18 protein-coding genes are annotated in these 17,576 nt (G+C 34.3%); 9 read left to right on the forward strand and 9 right to left on the reverse strand.

The window, feature by feature from the left end; genetic code table 11:
* Positions 1-220: 220 nt before the first annotated feature.
* The 3 genes from rpsD to V4P56_RS02755 all read right to left on the reverse strand — a co-directional run bounded on the left by rpsD (position 221) and on the right by V4P56_RS02755 (position 2,663).
* Positions 221-838 (reverse strand): 30S ribosomal protein S4, encoded by a 618-nt coding sequence (gene rpsD, locus V4P56_RS02745; protein ID WP_455482539.1) that lies wholly within the window; start codon positions 836-838, stop codon positions 221-223.
* 183 nt (positions 839-1,021) lie between these two features.
* Entirely contained in the window at positions 1,022-1,834 is an 813-nt protein-coding gene (gene murI / locus V4P56_RS02750) for a glutamate racemase (RefSeq protein ID WP_455482540.1), read from the reverse strand.
* Complete coding sequence (locus tag V4P56_RS02755) at positions 1,827-2,663, reverse strand: RNA methyltransferase (RefSeq protein ID WP_455482541.1); 837 nt, start codon at positions 2,661-2,663, stop codon at positions 1,827-1,829. The genes murI and V4P56_RS02755 overlap by 8 nt, the downstream gene beginning before the upstream one ends.
* Before the next feature lie 348 nt (positions 2,664-3,011).
* Here V4P56_RS02755 and sfsA point away from each other — a divergent pair, with 348 nt between their 5' ends.
* The 3 genes from sfsA to radC are packed head-to-tail and all read left to right on the forward strand — an operon-like array spanning position 3,012 to position 5,363.
* Positions 3,012-3,728 (forward strand): DNA/RNA nuclease SfsA, encoded by a 717-nt coding sequence (gene sfsA, locus V4P56_RS02760; RefSeq protein ID WP_455482542.1) that lies wholly within the window; start codon positions 3,012-3,014, stop codon positions 3,726-3,728.
* Entirely contained in the window at positions 3,721-4,551 is an 831-nt protein-coding gene (gene map / locus V4P56_RS02765) for a type I methionyl aminopeptidase (protein WP_455482543.1), read from the forward strand. The genes sfsA and map overlap by 8 nt, the downstream gene beginning before the upstream one ends.
* 17 nt (positions 4,552-4,568) lie before the next feature.
* On the forward strand, positions 4,569-5,363 hold the full coding sequence (gene radC, locus V4P56_RS02770; RefSeq protein WP_455482544.1) for a RadC family protein: 795 nt from the start codon (positions 4,569-4,571) through the stop codon (positions 5,361-5,363).
* A gap of 44 nt (positions 5,364-5,407) precedes the next feature.
* On the opposite strand, the gene V4P56_RS02775 is transcribed toward radC, so the two are convergent.
* From V4P56_RS02775 to V4P56_RS02785, 3 genes are all read right to left on the reverse strand, one after another.
* Positions 5,408-5,620, reverse strand: a complete 213-nt coding sequence (locus V4P56_RS02775) for a DUF3126 family protein (protein ID WP_455482645.1) — start codon at positions 5,618-5,620, stop codon at positions 5,408-5,410.
* A gap of 632 nt (positions 5,621-6,252) precedes the next feature.
* On the reverse strand, positions 6,253-7,026 hold the full coding sequence (locus V4P56_RS02780) for an alpha/beta fold hydrolase (RefSeq protein WP_455482545.1): 774 nt from the start codon (positions 7,024-7,026) through the stop codon (positions 6,253-6,255).
* A gap of 609 nt (positions 7,027-7,635) precedes the next feature.
* On the reverse strand, positions 7,636-8,211 hold the full coding sequence (locus V4P56_RS02785) for a cold-shock protein (protein WP_455482546.1): 576 nt from the start codon (positions 8,209-8,211) through the stop codon (positions 7,636-7,638).
* A 285-nt stretch (positions 8,212-8,496) separates the two neighbouring features.
* Here V4P56_RS02785 and V4P56_RS02790 point away from each other — a divergent pair, with 285 nt between their 5' ends.
* The 5 genes from V4P56_RS02790 to V4P56_RS02810 all read left to right on the forward strand — a co-directional run bounded on the left by V4P56_RS02790 (position 8,497) and on the right by V4P56_RS02810 (position 13,359).
* Positions 8,497-9,630, forward strand: a complete 1,134-nt coding sequence (locus V4P56_RS02790) for an ABC transporter substrate-binding protein (RefSeq protein WP_455482547.1) — start codon at positions 8,497-8,499, stop codon at positions 9,628-9,630.
* A gap of 118 nt (positions 9,631-9,748) precedes the next feature.
* Entirely contained in the window at positions 9,749-10,825 is a 1,077-nt protein-coding gene (locus V4P56_RS02795; RefSeq protein WP_455482548.1) for a branched-chain amino acid ABC transporter permease, read from the forward strand.
* The gene (locus V4P56_RS02800) at positions 10,825-11,883 is read left to right on the forward strand and encodes a branched-chain amino acid ABC transporter permease (protein ID WP_455482549.1); all 1,059 of its coding nucleotides are present in this window, start codon (positions 10,825-10,827) and stop codon (positions 11,881-11,883) included. The genes V4P56_RS02795 and V4P56_RS02800 overlap by 1 nt, the downstream gene beginning before the upstream one ends.
* Complete coding sequence (locus V4P56_RS02805; protein WP_455482550.1) at positions 11,880-12,662, forward strand: ABC transporter ATP-binding protein; 783 nt, start codon at positions 11,880-11,882, stop codon at positions 12,660-12,662. The genes V4P56_RS02800 and V4P56_RS02805 overlap by 4 nt, the downstream gene beginning before the upstream one ends.
* On the forward strand, positions 12,649-13,359 hold the full coding sequence (locus tag V4P56_RS02810; protein WP_455482551.1) for an ABC transporter ATP-binding protein: 711 nt from the start codon (positions 12,649-12,651) through the stop codon (positions 13,357-13,359). Before V4P56_RS02805 ends, V4P56_RS02810 begins: the two co-directional genes overlap by 14 nt.
* A gap of 103 nt (positions 13,360-13,462) precedes the next feature.
* Here the strand turns inward: V4P56_RS02810 and gatA are convergent, their stop codons facing one another.
* Both gatA and gatC read right to left on the reverse strand, forming a co-directional pair.
* Entirely contained in the window at positions 13,463-14,947 is a 1,485-nt protein-coding gene (gene gatA / locus V4P56_RS02815) for an Asp-tRNA(Asn)/Glu-tRNA(Gln) amidotransferase subunit GatA (protein WP_455482552.1), read from the reverse strand.
* A 31-nt stretch (positions 14,948-14,978) separates the two neighbouring features.
* Positions 14,979-15,266, reverse strand: coding sequence for an Asp-tRNA(Asn)/Glu-tRNA(Gln) amidotransferase subunit GatC (gatC, locus tag V4P56_RS02820; RefSeq protein WP_455482553.1), 288 nt, complete (start codon positions 15,264-15,266; stop codon positions 14,979-14,981).
* Between the two features lie 136 nt (positions 15,267-15,402).
* On the opposite strand from gatC, the gene ruvX reads away from it, so the two are divergent.
* Positions 15,403-15,882: a Holliday junction resolvase RuvX gene (gene ruvX, locus V4P56_RS02825; protein WP_455482554.1), complete on the forward strand. Its 480-nt coding sequence runs from the start codon at positions 15,403-15,405 to the stop codon at positions 15,880-15,882.
* Here ruvX and V4P56_RS02830 read toward each other — a convergent pair.
* On the reverse strand, positions 15,867-17,495 hold the full coding sequence (locus V4P56_RS02830; RefSeq protein ID WP_455482555.1) for an acyl-CoA dehydrogenase family protein: 1,629 nt from the start codon (positions 17,493-17,495) through the stop codon (positions 15,867-15,869). The genes ruvX and V4P56_RS02830 overlap by 16 nt on opposite strands.
* Positions 17,496-17,576 lie beyond the last annotated feature (81 nt).

Consider the following 17,576-nt stretch of genomic DNA (forward strand, 5'->3'; position numbering starts at 1 on the left):
AATAGATATAGTTTAGTTATAATTTAACTCATGAATCCATAAATCAGATATATTATAGATAAAAAATTGGAAACAAACAAACTTATTGCTATAAAATATAGCAATAAGCCCAACATAGCAGTATTTACAAAAGCTGTTTTTTATTTCTGATTTTTATAAAGCACTGGAACACTCTAAGGTATATAGAAAATAAAAAGAACAATATCGCCATATAGAAAATTTAGCGAGAATAAAATTCAACAACCAAATTTGGCTCCATTTGTACAGCATAAGGAACATCTGCAAAAGTAGGAACACGAGTAAATTTTGCTTTCATCTGATTATGATCAGCCTCAATATACTCAGGCACATCACGTTCTGCTAATTGCACAGATTCTAATACTAAAACAAGCTGTTTTGACTTCTCACGAATCTCAATAACATCACCTGGTTTACAGCGATATGATTGAATATTTGTGCGCCGACCATTTACGTTCACATGACCATGATTGATAAATTGGCGAGAAGCAAAAATTGTAGGCACAAATTTTGCACGATAGACAACAGCATCTAAACGTGATTCTAAAAGGCCGATAAGATTTTCACTGGTATCACCACGCCGACGAGCAGCTTCTTTATAAGTTTTACGGAATTGTTTTTCTGAGATATCACCGTAAAATCCTTTTAATTTTTGCTTAGCGCGCAACTGTACACCATAATCAGAAAGCTTTCCTTTACGGCGTTGCCCATGCTGGCCTGGACCATAGTCGCGGCGATTAACAGGAGACTTTGGACGACCCCAAATATTTTCTCCCATACGACGATCAATTTTATACTTTGTTGTTTTGCGTTTACTCATCGCATTTCCTTTAAAATAAAATAAAAGATCCAGAAATTAGATCTCAAGGAAACGCACCCTCCTCTGCCTTTAAATACAAAGACTGACAGGATACCTTAAACATGTAACATGCAAAGCTATCCACGGGACGCGTCAACTAATGCCATTTTCTTGAAAGAAAAAGCTGATGTAGCTTTATTGATCCTATATACTAAAGTCAACTCCTTTAATTATATTTAAGCCAAATCTTTTTAATACACACTCAGTTGAAAAAGTTATATTTTGTGATGTAAACAATGCAAAATCTTTATGCTTCATTATATTTTGGTAAGATATTCTTTCCGGTAGCAATGATTTTGTGTGTTTAGCTACAGCTTTTGCTGGATCAATCCATTTAACTGGCCATAAAGCTTGTTTGTGAAATAAGCTAATTAAAAAAGGATAATGTGTGCAAGCTAAAACAATAGTATCAGTATATTTACCATTTTTTTCGACAAAGCACGGAAGAATTTCATGGCGCAATTCTTCCAAATTAATAGGTTTTCCACGTAAATAATTTTCAGCAAATCCAGCAAGTTTTTCACTTCCAACAAGCTGAACATTACACTGATTAGCAAAAGAATTGATTAATTCATGTGTATACGTACGTCTAACTGTTCCAGGAGTAGCTAACACTGAAATAAATCCAGATTTTGTTTGTTTAGCTGCCAATTTGATTGCAGGAACTGTTCCAACAAAAAGAATATGAGGAAATTCTTGTCGTAAATCTGTCATCATTAGTGTAGAAACGGTGTTACAAGCGATCACACATAAAATAGGATTATAAAGTGTTAAAAGATTCTTAAAAATCTTTAAAATGCGATTTTTTAAAATATTTTCTTCCCAATTTCCATAAGGAAATCCTGCATCATCAGCAACATAAATAAATTGAGCTTCAGGAATAAGAGCACGCACTTCCCTTAATACTGTCAAGCCACCGATACCACTATCAAAAAAAAGAAGAGGTCGTTCATCCATTGGTATTCACACTTGTTTTTATTTTTTTACGATCAAGATTTTTGGGTGCACCGCTACCTCGTGGAAATTTAGGTGAAAAATGATCCAGCGAAGATATAATTCCCCTTAACAAGCAAACCTCAGATTCGCTGAAATTAGCACGTGTAAAAACAGAGCGCATATTTGCAAGCATCACTTCTTTGCGTTCTTTAGGTCTAAAATATCCACGTACATCCAAAGCACTTTCTAATTGAGATAAAAAACCATGAAATGTAGCTTTATTAGCTGGCTTCATCTCTGCTGCACGAAAAGCCGTATCGCTTATATCTTTCAAACCTGATTTCATCCATTCGTAAGACATAAGCAAAACTGCTTGTGCGATATTGAGTGATGCAAAAGCAGGATTAACAGGAAAAGTGATGATTTCATCAACAAGACTGATTTCATCATTTTTTAATCCCCACCGTTCTCTTCCAAATACAATCCCAGTTTTATACCCAATATTTTCATGTTGACGTAATATATTTGCTGCTTCAACAGCACTGTTTACAGTTTTAAAACCACATCTTTCACGCGCTGTTGTAGCAAAAACATAGTGTAAATCTGCAATTGCCTCACACAACGTATCAAAAATCACTACATCGTTAATTACATGGTCCGCTTTACTAGCTGCAGCTCTAGCTTTTTTATTTGGAAATTCTTCTCGGGGTTTGATTAACCGAAGCTTAGAGAGTCCAAAATTTGCCATTGCCCTTGCCACCATACCAATATTTTCTGGTAACTGTGGCTCAACTAAAATAATAATTGGACCATTTGTTAAATTTTTACACTTCTTATTTGTCCCAGCCATCAATCTCACCCAATTTCAACAATTACCCCCTATCATTGATTTTTTTTGAATCCAACTTCCTCAAGAAAAGATTACATGAAATCACTTTTTAATAAAGATTACAGTTTATTGTATCTTTTTATTCAGAATTTATAAATTGAAGTAACAACTTCAAAAAAAATTAACAATAACTTAAAAAATATTAATGATGGATTGTGAAAAAAAAAGAGGAATTTTTGTACTTAAAAGCGTTATATGTGTTACCGTAACATTTTTTTATATCAATGTAACCTTGTTGAATATACTGTAGCTATTTTACAGATTTATAATCTGAGTTGAATTATACAATTATGTATTTTAAAAAAGAATATGTTCTTTATTTCTCAACTTACTCCTGCGAAACTTATCCGTCGTTATAAACGTTTTCTTGCTGATGTTAAACAGGATGATCAATACATCTTCACTGTCTCAGTTCCTAATACAGGATCGATGCTTGGATTAACAACTCCTAATTCTAATATTTGGCTTTCATATAATAAAAGTTCTAAGCGAAAATACCCATATCAATTAGAAATTGTCGAAGCAAATAATACCTTGGTTGGTATAAATACAACTTTACCCAATAAACTTGCATTAGAAGCAATTCAAAATGGATTATTGCCTGAATTAAGCGGATATAAAACAATTCTGAGAGAACAATATTATGGTACACAATCGCGTATTGATTTTCTTTTACGTGATAACGCCCTTCCTGACTGTTATCTAGAAGTTAAAAATGTTCATTTTATTCGCCAAAAAGAATTAGCAGAATTCCCTGATACTGAAACAAAACGTGGTGTACGTCATCTCGAGGAGCTTATAAAAATTGTACAACAAGGAAAACGAGCTGCTACACTTTATATAATTCAACGGGAAGATTGCTCAGCTTTTACAATTTGCCACGACCTTGATCTCATTTATGGACGTAAATTTGATTTAGCATTGAAATTTGGGGTAGAATTTTATGCTGTAAAATGTCACGTAAATATAAAAGGTATTTTTCCGATTCATCGAGTAAAAATAGAAAATAGAAAAAACAATGGTTGATTATATTGAGTATAATAAAATACCCCTGAAACTTAACGGACAAATCCGTATTTTTGATGACTATGCTTTTGCTAAAATGCGTAAAGTTGGTCTTATTGCTGCAGAGTGCCTTGATGCACTTATAGACATAATTAAGCCTGGTGTTACTACACAAGAAATTGACGATTTTGTGTTTACTTTTGGTGCTGAGCGAGGATCTCTTCCTGCCGACTTAAATTATCACGGATACAGTCATTCATGCTGTACATCCATCAATCATGTTGTTTGTCATGGTATTCCCAACAAAAGACTCTTACAAGAAGGCGATATTGTTAATGTCGATGTTACTTTTATTCTTGATGGTTGGCATGGTGATTCAAGTCGCATGTATCCTGTTGGAAAAATTAAACGTGCTGCAGAACGCTTACTAAAAATAACACATGAAAGTCTTATGAGAGGAATTGCTGTAGTCAAACCTGGTGCAACCACAGGTGATATTGGTGCAGCCATTCAACATTATGCAGAATCTGAACGATGCTCAGTTGTGAGGGATTTTTGTGGCCATGGAATCGGTCAGCTTTTTCATGATGTGCCCAATATTCTACATTATGGAAATCCCGGAAAAGGAATAGAACTTAAACAAGGTATGATGTTTACAATTGAACCTATGATCAATCTTGGTAAACCGCAAGTTAAGATTTTATCTGATGGTTGGACTGCTGTTACACGTGATCGATCTCTTACTGCACAGTACGAACATACAATTGGTGTAACAAAGGATGGATGCGAAATATTTACTCAATCTCCTAAAAATATTTTTTATATTCCAAATTTATATGCCTAAATAAATGTAGAAATATCATGGCTAAAAAATCAAATAAAAAGGGAGACATTCAAAGTAATCACTTTGCATTAACATCCAGCTCCCCACTTAATCCAATACCAGAAACAAAAAGTAAAAAACTTCAAAAAAATTCACAGACATATAAATATTACCAAGGGCATCGTGAACGTTTACGTCAACGCTATTTAAAAACAAAAGGCCATGCAATTGAAGATTATGAATATCTTGAATTATTGCTTTTTCGTACTATTCCCCGTGCAAATACAAAACCAATAGCTAAGGGCTTAATAGCACGATTTGGTTCATTAGCTGATGTGTTGGGTGCCGATATTCAACGACTTCAAGAAGTTAAAGGATGTGGTCCAGCTACTGCGATCGATTTAAAAATTATTTCAGATGTTTTTAGGCGTCTTGCTCATGCACAATTACTTAAACGTGACATTTTTTCATCATGGGATAAAGTACTAGCTTATTGTAAAGCAGTTATGGCTCACGAAACACGCGAACAATTCCGTGTCTTATTTCTTGATAAGAAAAATGGTTTACTTGCTGATGAAGTGCAACAAATTGGAACTATTGATCACACCCCTGTCTATCCTCGTGAAGTAGTTTCTCGAGCTTTAGAATTGTCCGCAGCGGGACTCATCTTAGTTCACAACCACCCCTCTGGTGATTCTTCACCTTCTCAAGCAGATATATCAATGACATATAGACTAAAAGATGCAGCAAATGTATTTGGAATTACTATTCATGATCATCTTATTATCGGACGTAACAGCTATACAAGCTTTAAAACATTGAAACTCATATAAATGATATTGGATAAAGAAAATCTTATTTTATTATCCACAATACATCAATTTTCTAAATCAATATCTAATATAGCCATTGAGAAATTATACGACAATCCATCCTCATCTTCATCTCGATAAATAACACCTAAAAACTCATCCCCAATATAAACTTCACAAGAATCACCTTTTTTAGGACGTGCCTTTACTTGCAATGCTGAATTTTGAAATGTATTTTTAAAATAACGATCAAGTTTTTTTATTTCACTAGCATTCACCATGCCCTCCTATTTTTTAAGATTATTAATTAATTTTTATTAGCAAATAAAATATTCCTCCAATTCTGCAAAGACAGCAAAATATTGATCTCAACTTTTGATTATATAACTTACACTCAAAGCAGAATAATCTTCATATTTTCTAAATATTTTTTACTAAAAGGTTCATTATTTTTGATGTACCCACATATATTTAAAAATAAAAAAACAAGCAGAAAACTGTAAATCTTTATATTTTTTTATTTATCCCTACCCAATTTTAATATACCTGCAAACATATCTTAACAAAACACCATATATCAATGACTATAACTTCTGCTCATTTTACTTAAAGTAAAACTATATACAATAAAGGCATTACTTCACTATTACAGCTGTTTTTTATCTAAAAAAACATTACATGATCACAAAAAATAATTCCCGTCTAATAATTTGCTGTTAAAGCATATCAATTCGATACATAAAAGGGAATTACTCCTATACAAAATAAGCTAATTAAAATTTTATCGCTATTTTTTTACCCTTACGTATCAGTCTATACCATAATAGCTAAAATTATGAATAACTTTTTCGTCTTAATCCAAGATAAAAAACATTAAATTCTCTGTAGATTCAAAAACTATAAATAATTTTCAAATAATAGGATGACAAGCAAGAAAATCTATAACACCCTTTTTATAGATCTTATCCCCTACAGCAAGCATATGATCTCGACCAGGAATTTGCAATACCTCACCACGAGGTAATAAATCTGCCAATGGTTCTGCTTCACCGCTAATATCATCCAATGAACCAATGGCAACGAGTGCTGGTTGCTTAATTTGAGAAACCTCAGATACCGTTAGCTCTTGTTTTGAGGTGATGATACACGCAGCAAGAGCACGTTTATCACTTTTAGTTTGATCTGCAAATTTACGAAACATTAAACCACGTGGATTGGTAATTGTTGAAATATCTTCTGCTAAAAGTGCTTCAGCAACAGGTTCCCAACTTCCCATTCCTGTTATCATACCGATACCCAAGCCACCAAAAATAACACTATGCACATATGTTGGATATAAAAAAGCCATGAATGCTGCAATCCGAGCACCCATAGAATATCCCATAACATGAGCTTTAGATAATTTTAAATGCTGCAATAATTTAACCGCATCACCAGCCATAGCTTTAGGTGTATAAAAGGAAGGATCATAACTTTTATCTGAATCACCGTGTCCACGATTATCAACAGCAATGACATGATATCCAGCTTCAGTAAGAGTACGAAACCAACTCGTTGCATACCAATTTATCCGTGCAGAAGATCCAAAACCATGAATCAACAAAATAGGAGCACCTTGACCTTCTTCTCGGTAAGCAAACCGTAAACCATCATGTTCAAAAAAACGAATATCTTCAACCGTCATTTTTTATTTTGCAATCTCCGTAAATTGTAGGATAAATAATATGTTATCCTTTTTCTATCTATTCATCAAAAATTTTGTCAGCATTAAGCTCAAGTACAAAAAGTACAGATATAGTTAATGTAATTATATCTATTAAAAATAAAAAAATAGGTAAATCAGTAATTGAGATAATCATTCCTTCGTCTAAAAAATCATATACAAAAACAAATATGTATAAGTATATATTTTTTATATATATAAAAATTCATACTTATTCTTTTATTAATTTAAAAAAAATACTGCATGATCATGCAAAAAATCAGTATAATACATCAAATTACTTGCTGATTAAAATGGTGCAAAGCCAACTCTACTCTATAAAAAAACTGCACCTCATTCTATTTGTATTTCTAAGAGAATAAGATAAGAAAAAATCTTAACGGAATCTTTTAACTACAAGTGTATTGATTTTTAACATGAAAAACAACATGAACTGTATAATCTTCTTCTCTTAAAAGCTTTAATCCCTTTATATCTCATTGTCACATCCCTTCGCTCTTATGTAAAATAAAAAGCATGAGGATTTTCAAAACAGAAATAAAAAATAAGGTAACCGCTTAATGTTAAAATTTAATGTATAGCAAATGGAATTCCCATATCTGGGTAAATCTCTGCTGTCATCAAACCTTTTTCTCCTTTACCAAAACGTATAAGAACAACTTGACCAGAACGAAGTTCCGCTAAACCAAAGCGCCGCAATGTTTCCATATGAACAAAGATATCTTCTGTTCCCTGTCCTCGGCTAAGAAATCCAAATCCTTTATTACGATTAAACCACTTAACAATTACACGCTCTAAACCACTTTCTGGAGCAACAACAACATGCGTACGTGCTGGAATTTCTGATGGATGAACAGCCGATGAGCAGTCTATCGATTTTACCTGAACACACTTTAACCCTCGATCAGTTTTCTCCACAGCACAGACAATCCTAGCACCTTCCAAAGCTGTTTGAAAACCATCTCTCCGCATTATAGTAACGTGCAGCAATATATCAGAAAATCCAGGTAAATCAGGTACAATAAACCCATAACCCTTACTACTATCAAACCATTTAATGACACCACTAATTTCAATAATTTCACCACAAGCACCTAAACTATCTTCAGATAGGGAATAATTTTTTAATACATCCTTACTTGCCATAATGAAACACGATCCTATCAGGTCTAAATTATATGATATTGATTCTTTTACGTAAGTAAACATCGCTGTGACCTAAATGTGCAAGATCTAAGATAAGATTTCCCCATATTGTCACATTTTTTAATTATCAGTTCATAAATTCAAATATTTGCAAAAATGTTCGATTGTGCACTTTACGTGTCTTAAAAGAGGCGATACAAGTTTTCTTTCATATTACGATATTTTTATCATTAAAGAAGTTCAAGTAAAGAATTAAAGACTGCGACCAATTAAGGGAAGTGTACAATGCAATTAAAGAAAATTCTTACTGCCATCTCTGCAATAATAGCATTTGTAACAAATGTTTTTGCAAGTGAGCCTATTAAAATTGGTGTATATCTTCCATTAAGTGGTCAAAATGCGTTTGGAGGTCAACTTGAAATTAGAGGTATACAACTAGCGCATAAAAAAATTCCAGAGGTATTAGGACGTAAAATTGATATTGTTATCATTGATAATAAATCTGATAAAGTAGAAGCTGCCAATGCTGTGGTACGTTTAACTGCTAGTGAAAAAGTTAGTGGAATTATAGGCAGTTATGGCTCATCATTATCACTAGCTGGTGGAGAAATATCTGAAAAAGCAAAGACTCCAACTATTGCGACTTCCTCAACAAACCCACTTGTTACGCAGGGTAAAAAATACTATTTTCGCGCTTGCTATATTGATCCTTACCAAAGTATAGGAATCGCAACTTATGCAGTTCAAACTTTACATGCAAAAAGAGCAGCTATCCTCAAAGATATATCAAGCGATTATGCAATTGGCCTTTCCAGTTATTTTACTCGTTCTTTTAAAAAACTAGGCGGTGAGATTATTTCAAATTTAAACTATAATTCTGGAGATCAAGATTTTTCAGCTCTTCTCACACAGATTATAGCACAAAAACCTGATATTTTATTTATTCCATCTTATTTTTCTGAAGGCGCCATCATTTTAAAGCAAGCACGTGAGTTGGGTGCAAAATTTAAAATTATCGGTGGTGATGCTATGGATAATCCAGAAATTATTACAATTGCGGGGAAAGCTTCAGAGGGCTTCTTGCATACAACACTCCCCTATAGTGTAGATATGCCAAACATGTCAGTAACTGCAAAAGAGTTTACAAATGAATGGAGAGCAACTTATCCTGATAAGGAGCCAAATATCAATTCTGTTTTAGGATACACAAGTTATATGATGTTTATAAAAGCTATCGAAAATTCTGGCAGTGCTGATCGTGAAAAAATCACTATAGAACTTAGCAAATTAAAAGATTTTGAAACACCCTTTGGTAGCATGTCTATGGACGAAAACCATAACCCTCAAATGCCTATAGGTATAATTGAAATAAAGGGGGGAAAACGTGTTTATTTAGATGAAATTAAACCTGCTCTTTAAAAAATAGAATTTTTTATTAATCAAATATAAAAAACAATTAAAGGTTTTTTTTAACTAAATTATCTAAGGGGTTTATACTTCATTTTAAATGAATTAACGGAATATGGAAGGATGAGAGATGAGCACTGAAATGTTCATCCAGTATTTTTTTAATGCATTAGCATTAGGATCACTATACGGGCTTATCGCAATTGGTTACACCATGGTCTATGGTATCTTGAGATTAATCAATTTTGCTCACGGTGATATTTTTATGCTGGGAGCATATTTTGTATTTTTTTCCACAATTAACCTTATGCCTGCTTGGGTTGCTATTCTTCTTGTCTTATTAGCTGTTTTTATTTATTACTCAGTATTTATAGGATTTAGACAAAAGCCTAAAATTTATTGGGTTGCTGTTTTTTTTATTCTTTCTTTAGGGTTTATTTATTACTTTAAAATTGCTCCACGAGATTTTGCACCGATTTGGGCTTTAGCTATCTGCTTCTCGATTGTTATCACAAGTGCAGTGGGCGTTCTTGTTGATCAGTTTGCCTATAGACCTCTGCGTCATGCTCCACGTATTTCAGCACTTATTGGTGCAATAGGAGTTTCCTTTTTTATTGAAAATCTTGCAACTGTTCTCTTTAGCGGTGTGCCAAAAGGTGTAAAACAACCAGATTTTCTTGTAACACCGATCTTATGGTCTTTAGGAGAAAGTTCTGATGGAATCATTAGGATTGCTCCAGTATCTTTGATTGTTCCTACTGTTTCATTTATCCTTATTATTTTATTGCTATGGATTATCAATAAAACAAAACCTGGTCTTGCTATGCGTGCAATCTCACATGATATTGAAACTACTCGCTTGATGGGTGTTTCTGTTAATAAAGTCATTGCATTTACATTTGGTATAGGTTCAGCACTCGCTGCTATTGCAGGAATTATGTGGGCTTTACGTTATCCTCAAATTCAGCCTTATATGGGTGTTCTTCCTGGTTTAAAGGCATTTATTGCTGCTGTTATTGGAGGTATTGGTTCAATTCCAGGAGCAATGCTAGGCGGATTGTTACTAGGATTTATTGAAATTATGATCATCGCATTTTTTCCTACTTTATCTGGATATCGAGATGCTTTCGCTTTTATTTTATTGATTCTGATTTTATTGGTAATGCCTACTGGTTTAATGGGTAAAAAAAATCAGGAGAAAATTTAATGAAAAGACCAATCACATTTTTTTTATCGTGCATGAGTATTTTTGTTCTTATCGGTTTTTTATTTTATGCTGATAATCATTTTAATGACTACGCACTTCGTATCATCAATCTTATTGCTATCAATGCAATATTAGCAATTTCTCTTAATTTAATTTATGGTTTTACAGGTATGTTTTCCCTTGGGCATGCTGGCTTCATTGCCATTGGAGCTTATGTATGCGCAATTTTACTTCTTTCGCCGGAACAAAAAGAAATGATGTGGCTTCTTGAACCTATAGCTGAGCCATTACATTATTTACAATTACCATTTTTTATAACTGTTGTTGTAAGTGGTGTGTGTGCAGCAGCTATAGGCTTATTGATTGCTCTATCTGTACTACGCCTTGGTGGTGATTATCTTGGGATTGCGACATTGGGTTTTGCAGAAATTATTCGCATTGTCATTACCAACACTACATCACTAACGAATGGTTCACTTGGAATCAAAGGAATACCTCAAAATGCTACGTTGTGGTGGAACTATGGTTGGTTGGCATTTACAGTTACTTTCATTATTCTTTTACTACGAAGTAATACTGGTAATGTGCTATGTGCTATTCGTGATGATGAAATTGCTGCAAAAACAATGGGTGTTAATGCTTTTTTCTACCGCAGCTTTTCCTTTACTATTGGTGCATTTTTTGCAGGTATTGGAGGAGCATTGATGGCTGCCCTTATTTCAACTATTGATCCTAAAATGTTCAATTTTCTCTTAACTTTTAATATTTTGATGATTGTTGTTGCTGGTGGTCTTGGTTCGATTACAGGGAGTATTATTGGAAGCGTTATTATTACGGTCATGCTCGAATGGCTTCGCATTATTGAAAGTCCGTTTGATTTAGGTTGTATGTATATTCCAGGGATACCAGGGCTTCGTATGGTTATTTTTTCTCTTTTATTGTTGATTATTATATTATTTTGGAGAAAAGGTTTATTGGGGCAACGTGAATTTTCATGGAATTGGATTTATTACTTTTTGACACGCAAAAAGTTTTCTAATACTGAGGAAAAATTATGAACAATGCTATCCTTTCACTCAATAATATTGTGATGCGTTTTGGTGGATTGGTTGCTGTAAATAATATTAATATGGCTATCAAACGAGGAACAATTACTGGATTAATTGGCCCAAACGGTGCTGGAAAAACTACTGTTTTTAATATGATTTCTGGATTTTATACACCTACTAGTGGAACAATTTTTTTTGATGAAAAAAAAATTTCTGGATCTCCTCCTCATATTATCTGTAGACGCCATATTGCACGAACATTTCAGAATATTCGTCTTTTTTCAGGGTTAACAGTCTTGCAGAATGTTATAGTTGGAGCTCATGTTCGACAAAAATATCCATGGTTTGCTTCAGCTCTATTTTTACCAAAAGCAGTTAAAGAAAAAAGTGATCTTCATAAAAGTTCTATGAAACTTCTTGAGCAACTACAACTTGATCATCTTGCTAATCAGTTAGCAACGACTTTGCCCTATGGAGTGCAAAGGCGTTTGGAAATTGCACGCGCTTTAGCAACAAAACCAAAATTACTTCTTCTTGATGAACCTGCAGCAGGCATGAATCCACAAGAAAGTGAAGATCTTAGAAAATTTATAGAAAAAATACAAAAAGAATTTGATCTCACAATTTTGCTTATCGAACATGATATGAAAGTTGTTATGGGACTTTGCCAATATATTTGGGTATTAGAATATGGTTGTTGCATTGCAAGCGGAACACCAGATGAAATTCATAATAATCCTAGAGTTATAGAGGCTTATCTTGGTGGAGATGTATATGGATATTCTTAAAATCAAAAATCTTCATGTTCATTATGGTGCCATTAAAGCTATTCAAAACCTCTCTATGTTTATAAAAAAAGGAAGTGTAGTCACTTTAATTGGTGCTAATGGAGCAGGAAAAAGCAGTATTGTACGTTCTATTACAGGGCTTAATCGATCTATTTGTGGAGAGATTATGTATAAAGATGAATCAATTATTAAAAAATCACCAGAAAAAATTTTACGATTAGGTATTGCTTTAAGTCCTGAAGGACGACGTATTATGCCTCATTTAACTGTTTTGGAAAATCTACATCTAGGAGCTTATATTCGTCGTGATAAATCAGGTATTACTCGTGATATCGAGTGGGTTTTTGACCTATTTCCACGCTTACGTGAAAGGGCTAAGCAGTTAGGAGGAACGATGTCAGGTGGTGAACAACAAATGCTCGCTGTGGGGCGTGCCCTTATGAGTAATCCTGACATGCTGATATTGGATGAGCCATCTTTAGGTTTAGCGCCAATTCTTGTACAGGAAATTTTTTCGATTATCCAAAAAATTAATGATATGGGAAAAACTATTCTTCTCATTGAGCAAAACGCATTTGCAGCACTTTCCATTGCCGACTATGCTTATATCTTGGAAGTAGGACGTGTTTTATTTCATGGTGAAGGAAAAACTATACTTTCTGATCCACGTGTTAAAGAAGCATATCTCGGGGGCTAAAAATCAGATACAATGATTAAAAGCCCATAACTTACTTTCTCTTAAATCATTCCTTTATGCTAAGAAAAATACTTTTTTCATAAAAAGATGGGCTTTCTATTGTTTATGCCCACCATTTCTGAGTACTAAATGTTCCAGCTGCTTGTTCTATAATATAGGCTATTTGAAAAATTACCTCTTCAGCAAAAGGCTTACCGATCAATTGCAATCCTAGCGGTAAACCATCTGAGGATAAACCAGCAGGAACAGAAATTCCAGGTAAACCAGCCATATTAACCGGTACAGTAAAAATATCATTAAGATACATTGCCAAAGCATCATTTTTTATTTTTTCATCAGCAATGCCAAAAGCTTGTGTTGGTGTTGCAGGTGTGAGAATAGCATCAATGCCAGACGAAAAACATTGATCAAAATCACGTTTTACTAGTGTCCGCACTTTTTGAGCTCTAAGATAATAGGCATCGTAATAACCTGATGAAAGAACGTAAGTACCAATTAAAAGACGGCGTTTTACTTCATCACCAAAACCAGCTGAGCGGGTATTTTCATACATTTCAATGATATCTTTTCCCGGTATACGGAGGCCAAAACGAACACCATCATAGCGTGCTAAATTAGAAGATGCTTCTGCAGGAGCAACAATATAATAAGCAGGCAAAGAATATTTTGTATGGGATAATGAAATATCTCTGATTTCAGCTCCTGCTTCCTTTAACCAATTTATTCCTTTTTGCCAAAGTTCGATAATTTCATTAGATATTCCCTCAAGATAGTATTCTTTTGGAATGCCAATTTTCATTCCTTTGATAGATTGACCAATATAGCTTTCATAATCCGGCACTGGTACATCAACTGAAGTAGAATCTTTTTCATCAAATGAAGCCATTGATTTCAGTAAAATAGCACAATCACGAACACTTCGCCCTATAGGTCCAGCTTGATCAAGTGATGAAGCAAAAGCTGTAATTCCCCAACGTGAACAACGTCCATAAGTTGGCTTTATCCCTACAGTACCTGTAAATGCTGCTGGCTGACGTATTGATCCGCCTGTATCTGTCGCTGTTGCACCTGCACAAAGCCGTGCTGCAACAGCAGCTGCAGACCCCCCTGAAGAACCACCAGGCACAAGTTTTTCATCAGATCCTTTTTTTCTCCATGGATTAATAACTGGACCATAATATGACGTTTCATTCGAGGATCCCATAGCAAATTCATCCATATTAAGTTTACCCAACATAACTGCTCCATCTTTCCATAAATTCGCAGTCACAGTTGATTCATATTGTGGTTTAAAACCATCAAGGATATACGAACAAGCTTGGGTATGAATACCTTGTGTCGCAAAAAGATCCTTAATTCCTAATGGAATGCCTTCTAAGATACCACTTTGCCCTTTAGCTAAGCGATAATCCGATTCAGTAGCCATTTTTATTGCTTGCTCTGCTACTATTGCCACATAAGCATTCAAAATGGGATTAGCTAACTCAATCGCTTTTAAATAGGCTTCTGTTAATTCAATTGCTTTAAAGTCTTTTTTTGTTAAAGAATCACGAGCTTGCGCAATTGTCAGGGTTGTTAAATCGGTCATGTTAATTCTCAAATTTTAAAAATGTAAAAGATTACTCAACAATTTTTGAGACAAGAAAGAAATTTTCTTCTGTAATAGGCGCATTTGCTATGATATCCATCACTTTATTACCGTCTGTGACATTATCTTCACGCATTCTCAAGGTCATAGGTATCACCGATGTTAATGGTGTAATTCCACTGACATCAACTTCATTAAGTTGCTCCACAAAACCTAAAATAACATTGAGCTCTTTTGTCATACGCTCTACTTCATCATCATGAACAGCAATGCGTGCTAAATGTGCAACCCGCTTAACTGTCTCCTTATCAACAGACATATTACGCCTTTCTACTTTTTTGTCTTGATATTTATTTATTCATGTTTTTGCTATACAAGGCTGTGTTTGCAAGCGCAAGAATATTGATATATCAAATAGAAAATTAGATATGAACTTAAAACATTAAATACATTATATGGCTGTTATTAACATAGATGAAGTTATCACACATCTTTTACCTAAGCAAACGATAGCTGGTTTAGATTTAGGCACAAAAACTATCGGAATTGCGGTTTCTGATATTGGTTTAACTTTTTCAAATCCACGCCCTGTTCTTCAACGAAAAAAATTTATGGCAGATGCTCACACACTTGTAAAAATTTTTAACGATGAAAACGTAGGAGTTGCTGTCATTGGCTTACCTCTTAACATGAATGGAAGCAGTGGCGCTCGTGCTCAAGCAACTAGAGCTTTTGTCAGCAGTATGGCACCATATACGAAAATTCCATTTGTTTTTTGGGATGAACGTTTATCAACAATTGCTGTACAGCGCTATCTTATAGAAATGGATGTGTCACGTACCAAAAGGGCAACGCGTATTGATTCTGCTGCTGCTGCTTTCATATTACAAGGTGCTCTTAATAGAATTCAAACTCTTCATCAAATGGGAGGATAAAGAACGTTTAACAAATGTCCTGCATTATATCGCGCAATTAACATACCATAAGAAGATCTCCATTGTCCTCCAAGACGGCTTTCCATATAGGCATTTGCAACATGCTCTATATCTACTTGGCGTAATGATGCAGCTGCAGCTGCATATGCTACTTGCTCAACAAAAAACCGCCCTACTGCCTCGTTTGTCGATGCCATATCTCCAGCAGATTTGATAATTTCAATTGTTCTTGGCCCTGCTGGCCCAATATCAATCGCAATTTTTTCTAATAATTTCTGAAATAATCCAGGTGCTTTTTCAGCTATGAGAATTGCATCCTTCACTAATTGATTAGCAGAACTATTTCTAACCACCCGTGCAGGTCCATTACATAACATTTGCGATAATGGATTACCTTCTATAAAGCTTTCAATACCAAGCTGTGCAATAATTTCACCAATAATAGGAATAACCAATTGGCTCACATGATAAGCAATAATAGGTGTCATGATTCGTGCAAAAGCAGCCTCAGAACGATCATTTGCAGCATTATCAAATGCCCGTGCTAAACGCAAAACCAAAGCTTGTGAAGCAGCAATATCAAGTGCAATATCTGCAAAAATACGTTCTGTTAAAGGTGGTAAAGGTTGATTTGGAATTTTTTGCCGAAAAAAATCTATGCCAAATTGAAGTGCTGCCCGCAAAATACCTGCCGCTATCACAGATTGATCGAAACGCATCATAGTTTCAATATCTTTAATTACCTTACCCCCCTCCCCTGTATTACCCAAAAGCCAACCAAAACTACCTTGAAAATCAATAACACCCTCTGGTGTTGAAAATTCCCCAGAACGCTGTATTAAATGGCGGATCGATATTGTACCATTTAATACACCATTTTCTCGCATACGAGGTACTAAAAAGCAGCTTAAATGGCCATCTAATTCTGCACTAACAAGGTATCCATCAACTATAGGATTAATAACATTGGTTTTTACAATATTTAAACGATACAGATCACGACCCATTTTTTCATCAAAGGTAATTCTTTGAATAGTTGGAAAATTTACAGAGTATTTTTCGTGTTTCTCAACATCATCAAAAGCACAAGTAAGTGAGGCTGACTTTTTATTACTAATCGGCTTTGATGATAAATCATATTGACGTGATAAAAGTACATTTTGCCATTTTCCAAATAGCTCAGTATCACCAATTAATACTGCAATAGCTGCACTTGCTATAATAATCTCATTTAAATGACCTGTTTCTAGACAGGCAGATAAAGCCAAGCGAATAGCACGAGCTTGATAACGTACTCCATTTTCTAAGGTTGTATTCTCCCAAAGTGACGTAGCTAAACCAGCCTGTCTAGAATATTGTTGAAGTGCTTGATAAGAAGAATGTATCTCCAATTGCTCTGTTGGCTTTCCCCATTCATCATTATAGCGCAATACTGGTCGATAACGATTCGCAAAATAGGAAAGATCCCATGCTTCATTACTAGCCACAAAATCTCCCATTTCTTCAAAACTTGCCAATAGAAAATTAGGCAAACTAGAAGCAATACGAAACATAAGCGTATCACTAAGGAATATATTTTTTTTACGGACATTTTGCGCAGACACAGCATTCATAGGCATATTCCTATTATTCAAATCATTCATATCATAGACTATTTGTCTTTTTGCAGTTAAAAAATATTTATCACATTTAAA

This window comes from Bartonella sp. B35(2025) (genome assembly GCF_053794465.1).

Bases quoted from the DNA above. Each gene is read 5' to 3' on its own strand.
- radC (WP_455482544.1), top strand. From the start codon at position 4,569: ATGGCTAAAAAATCAAATAAAAAGGGAGACATTCAAAGTAATCACTTT.
- V4P56_RS02810 (WP_455482551.1), top strand. From the start codon at position 12,649: ATGGATATTCTTAAAATCAAAAATCTTCATGTTCATTATGGTGCCATT.
- V4P56_RS02795 (WP_455482548.1), top strand. From the start codon at position 9,749: ATGAGCACTGAAATGTTCATCCAGTATTTTTTTAATGCATTAGCATTA.
- V4P56_RS02790 (WP_455482547.1), top strand. From the start codon at position 8,497: ATGCAATTAAAGAAAATTCTTACTGCCATCTCTGCAATAATAGCATTT.
- V4P56_RS02830 (WP_455482555.1), bottom strand. From the start codon at position 17,495: ATGAATGCTGTGTCTGCGCAAAATGTCCGTAAAAAAAATATATTCCTT.
- V4P56_RS02780 (WP_455482545.1), bottom strand. From the start codon at position 7,026: ATGACGGTTGAAGATATTCGTTTTTTTGAACATGATGGTTTACGGTTT.
- sfsA (WP_455482542.1), top strand. From the start codon at position 3,012: ATGTTCTTTATTTCTCAACTTACTCCTGCGAAACTTATCCGTCGTTAT.
- gatC (WP_455482553.1), bottom strand. From the start codon at position 15,266: ATGTCTGTTGATAAGGAGACAGTTAAGCGGGTTGCACATTTAGCACGC.
- V4P56_RS02800 (WP_455482549.1), top strand. From the start codon at position 10,825: ATGAAAAGACCAATCACATTTTTTTTATCGTGCATGAGTATTTTTGTT.
- gatA (WP_455482552.1), bottom strand. From the start codon at position 14,947: ATGACCGATTTAACAACCCTGACAATTGCGCAAGCTCGTGATTCTTTA.
- V4P56_RS02805 (WP_455482550.1), top strand. From the start codon at position 11,880: ATGAACAATGCTATCCTTTCACTCAATAATATTGTGATGCGTTTTGGT.
- ruvX (WP_455482554.1), top strand. From the start codon at position 15,403: ATGGCTGTTATTAACATAGATGAAGTTATCACACATCTTTTACCTAAG.
- rpsD (WP_455482539.1), bottom strand. From the start codon at position 838: ATGAGTAAACGCAAAACAACAAAGTATAAAATTGATCGTCGTATGGGA.
- murI (WP_455482540.1), bottom strand. From the start codon at position 1,834: ATGGATGAACGACCTCTTCTTTTTTTTGATAGTGGTATCGGTGGCTTG.
- map (WP_455482543.1), top strand. From the start codon at position 3,721: ATGGTTGATTATATTGAGTATAATAAAATACCCCTGAAACTTAACGGA.
- V4P56_RS02755 (WP_455482541.1), bottom strand. From the start codon at position 2,663: ATGGCTGGGACAAATAAGAAGTGTAAAAATTTAACAAATGGTCCAATT.
- V4P56_RS02785 (WP_455482546.1), bottom strand. From the start codon at position 8,211: ATGGCAAGTAAGGATGTATTAAAAAATTATTCCCTATCTGAAGATAGT.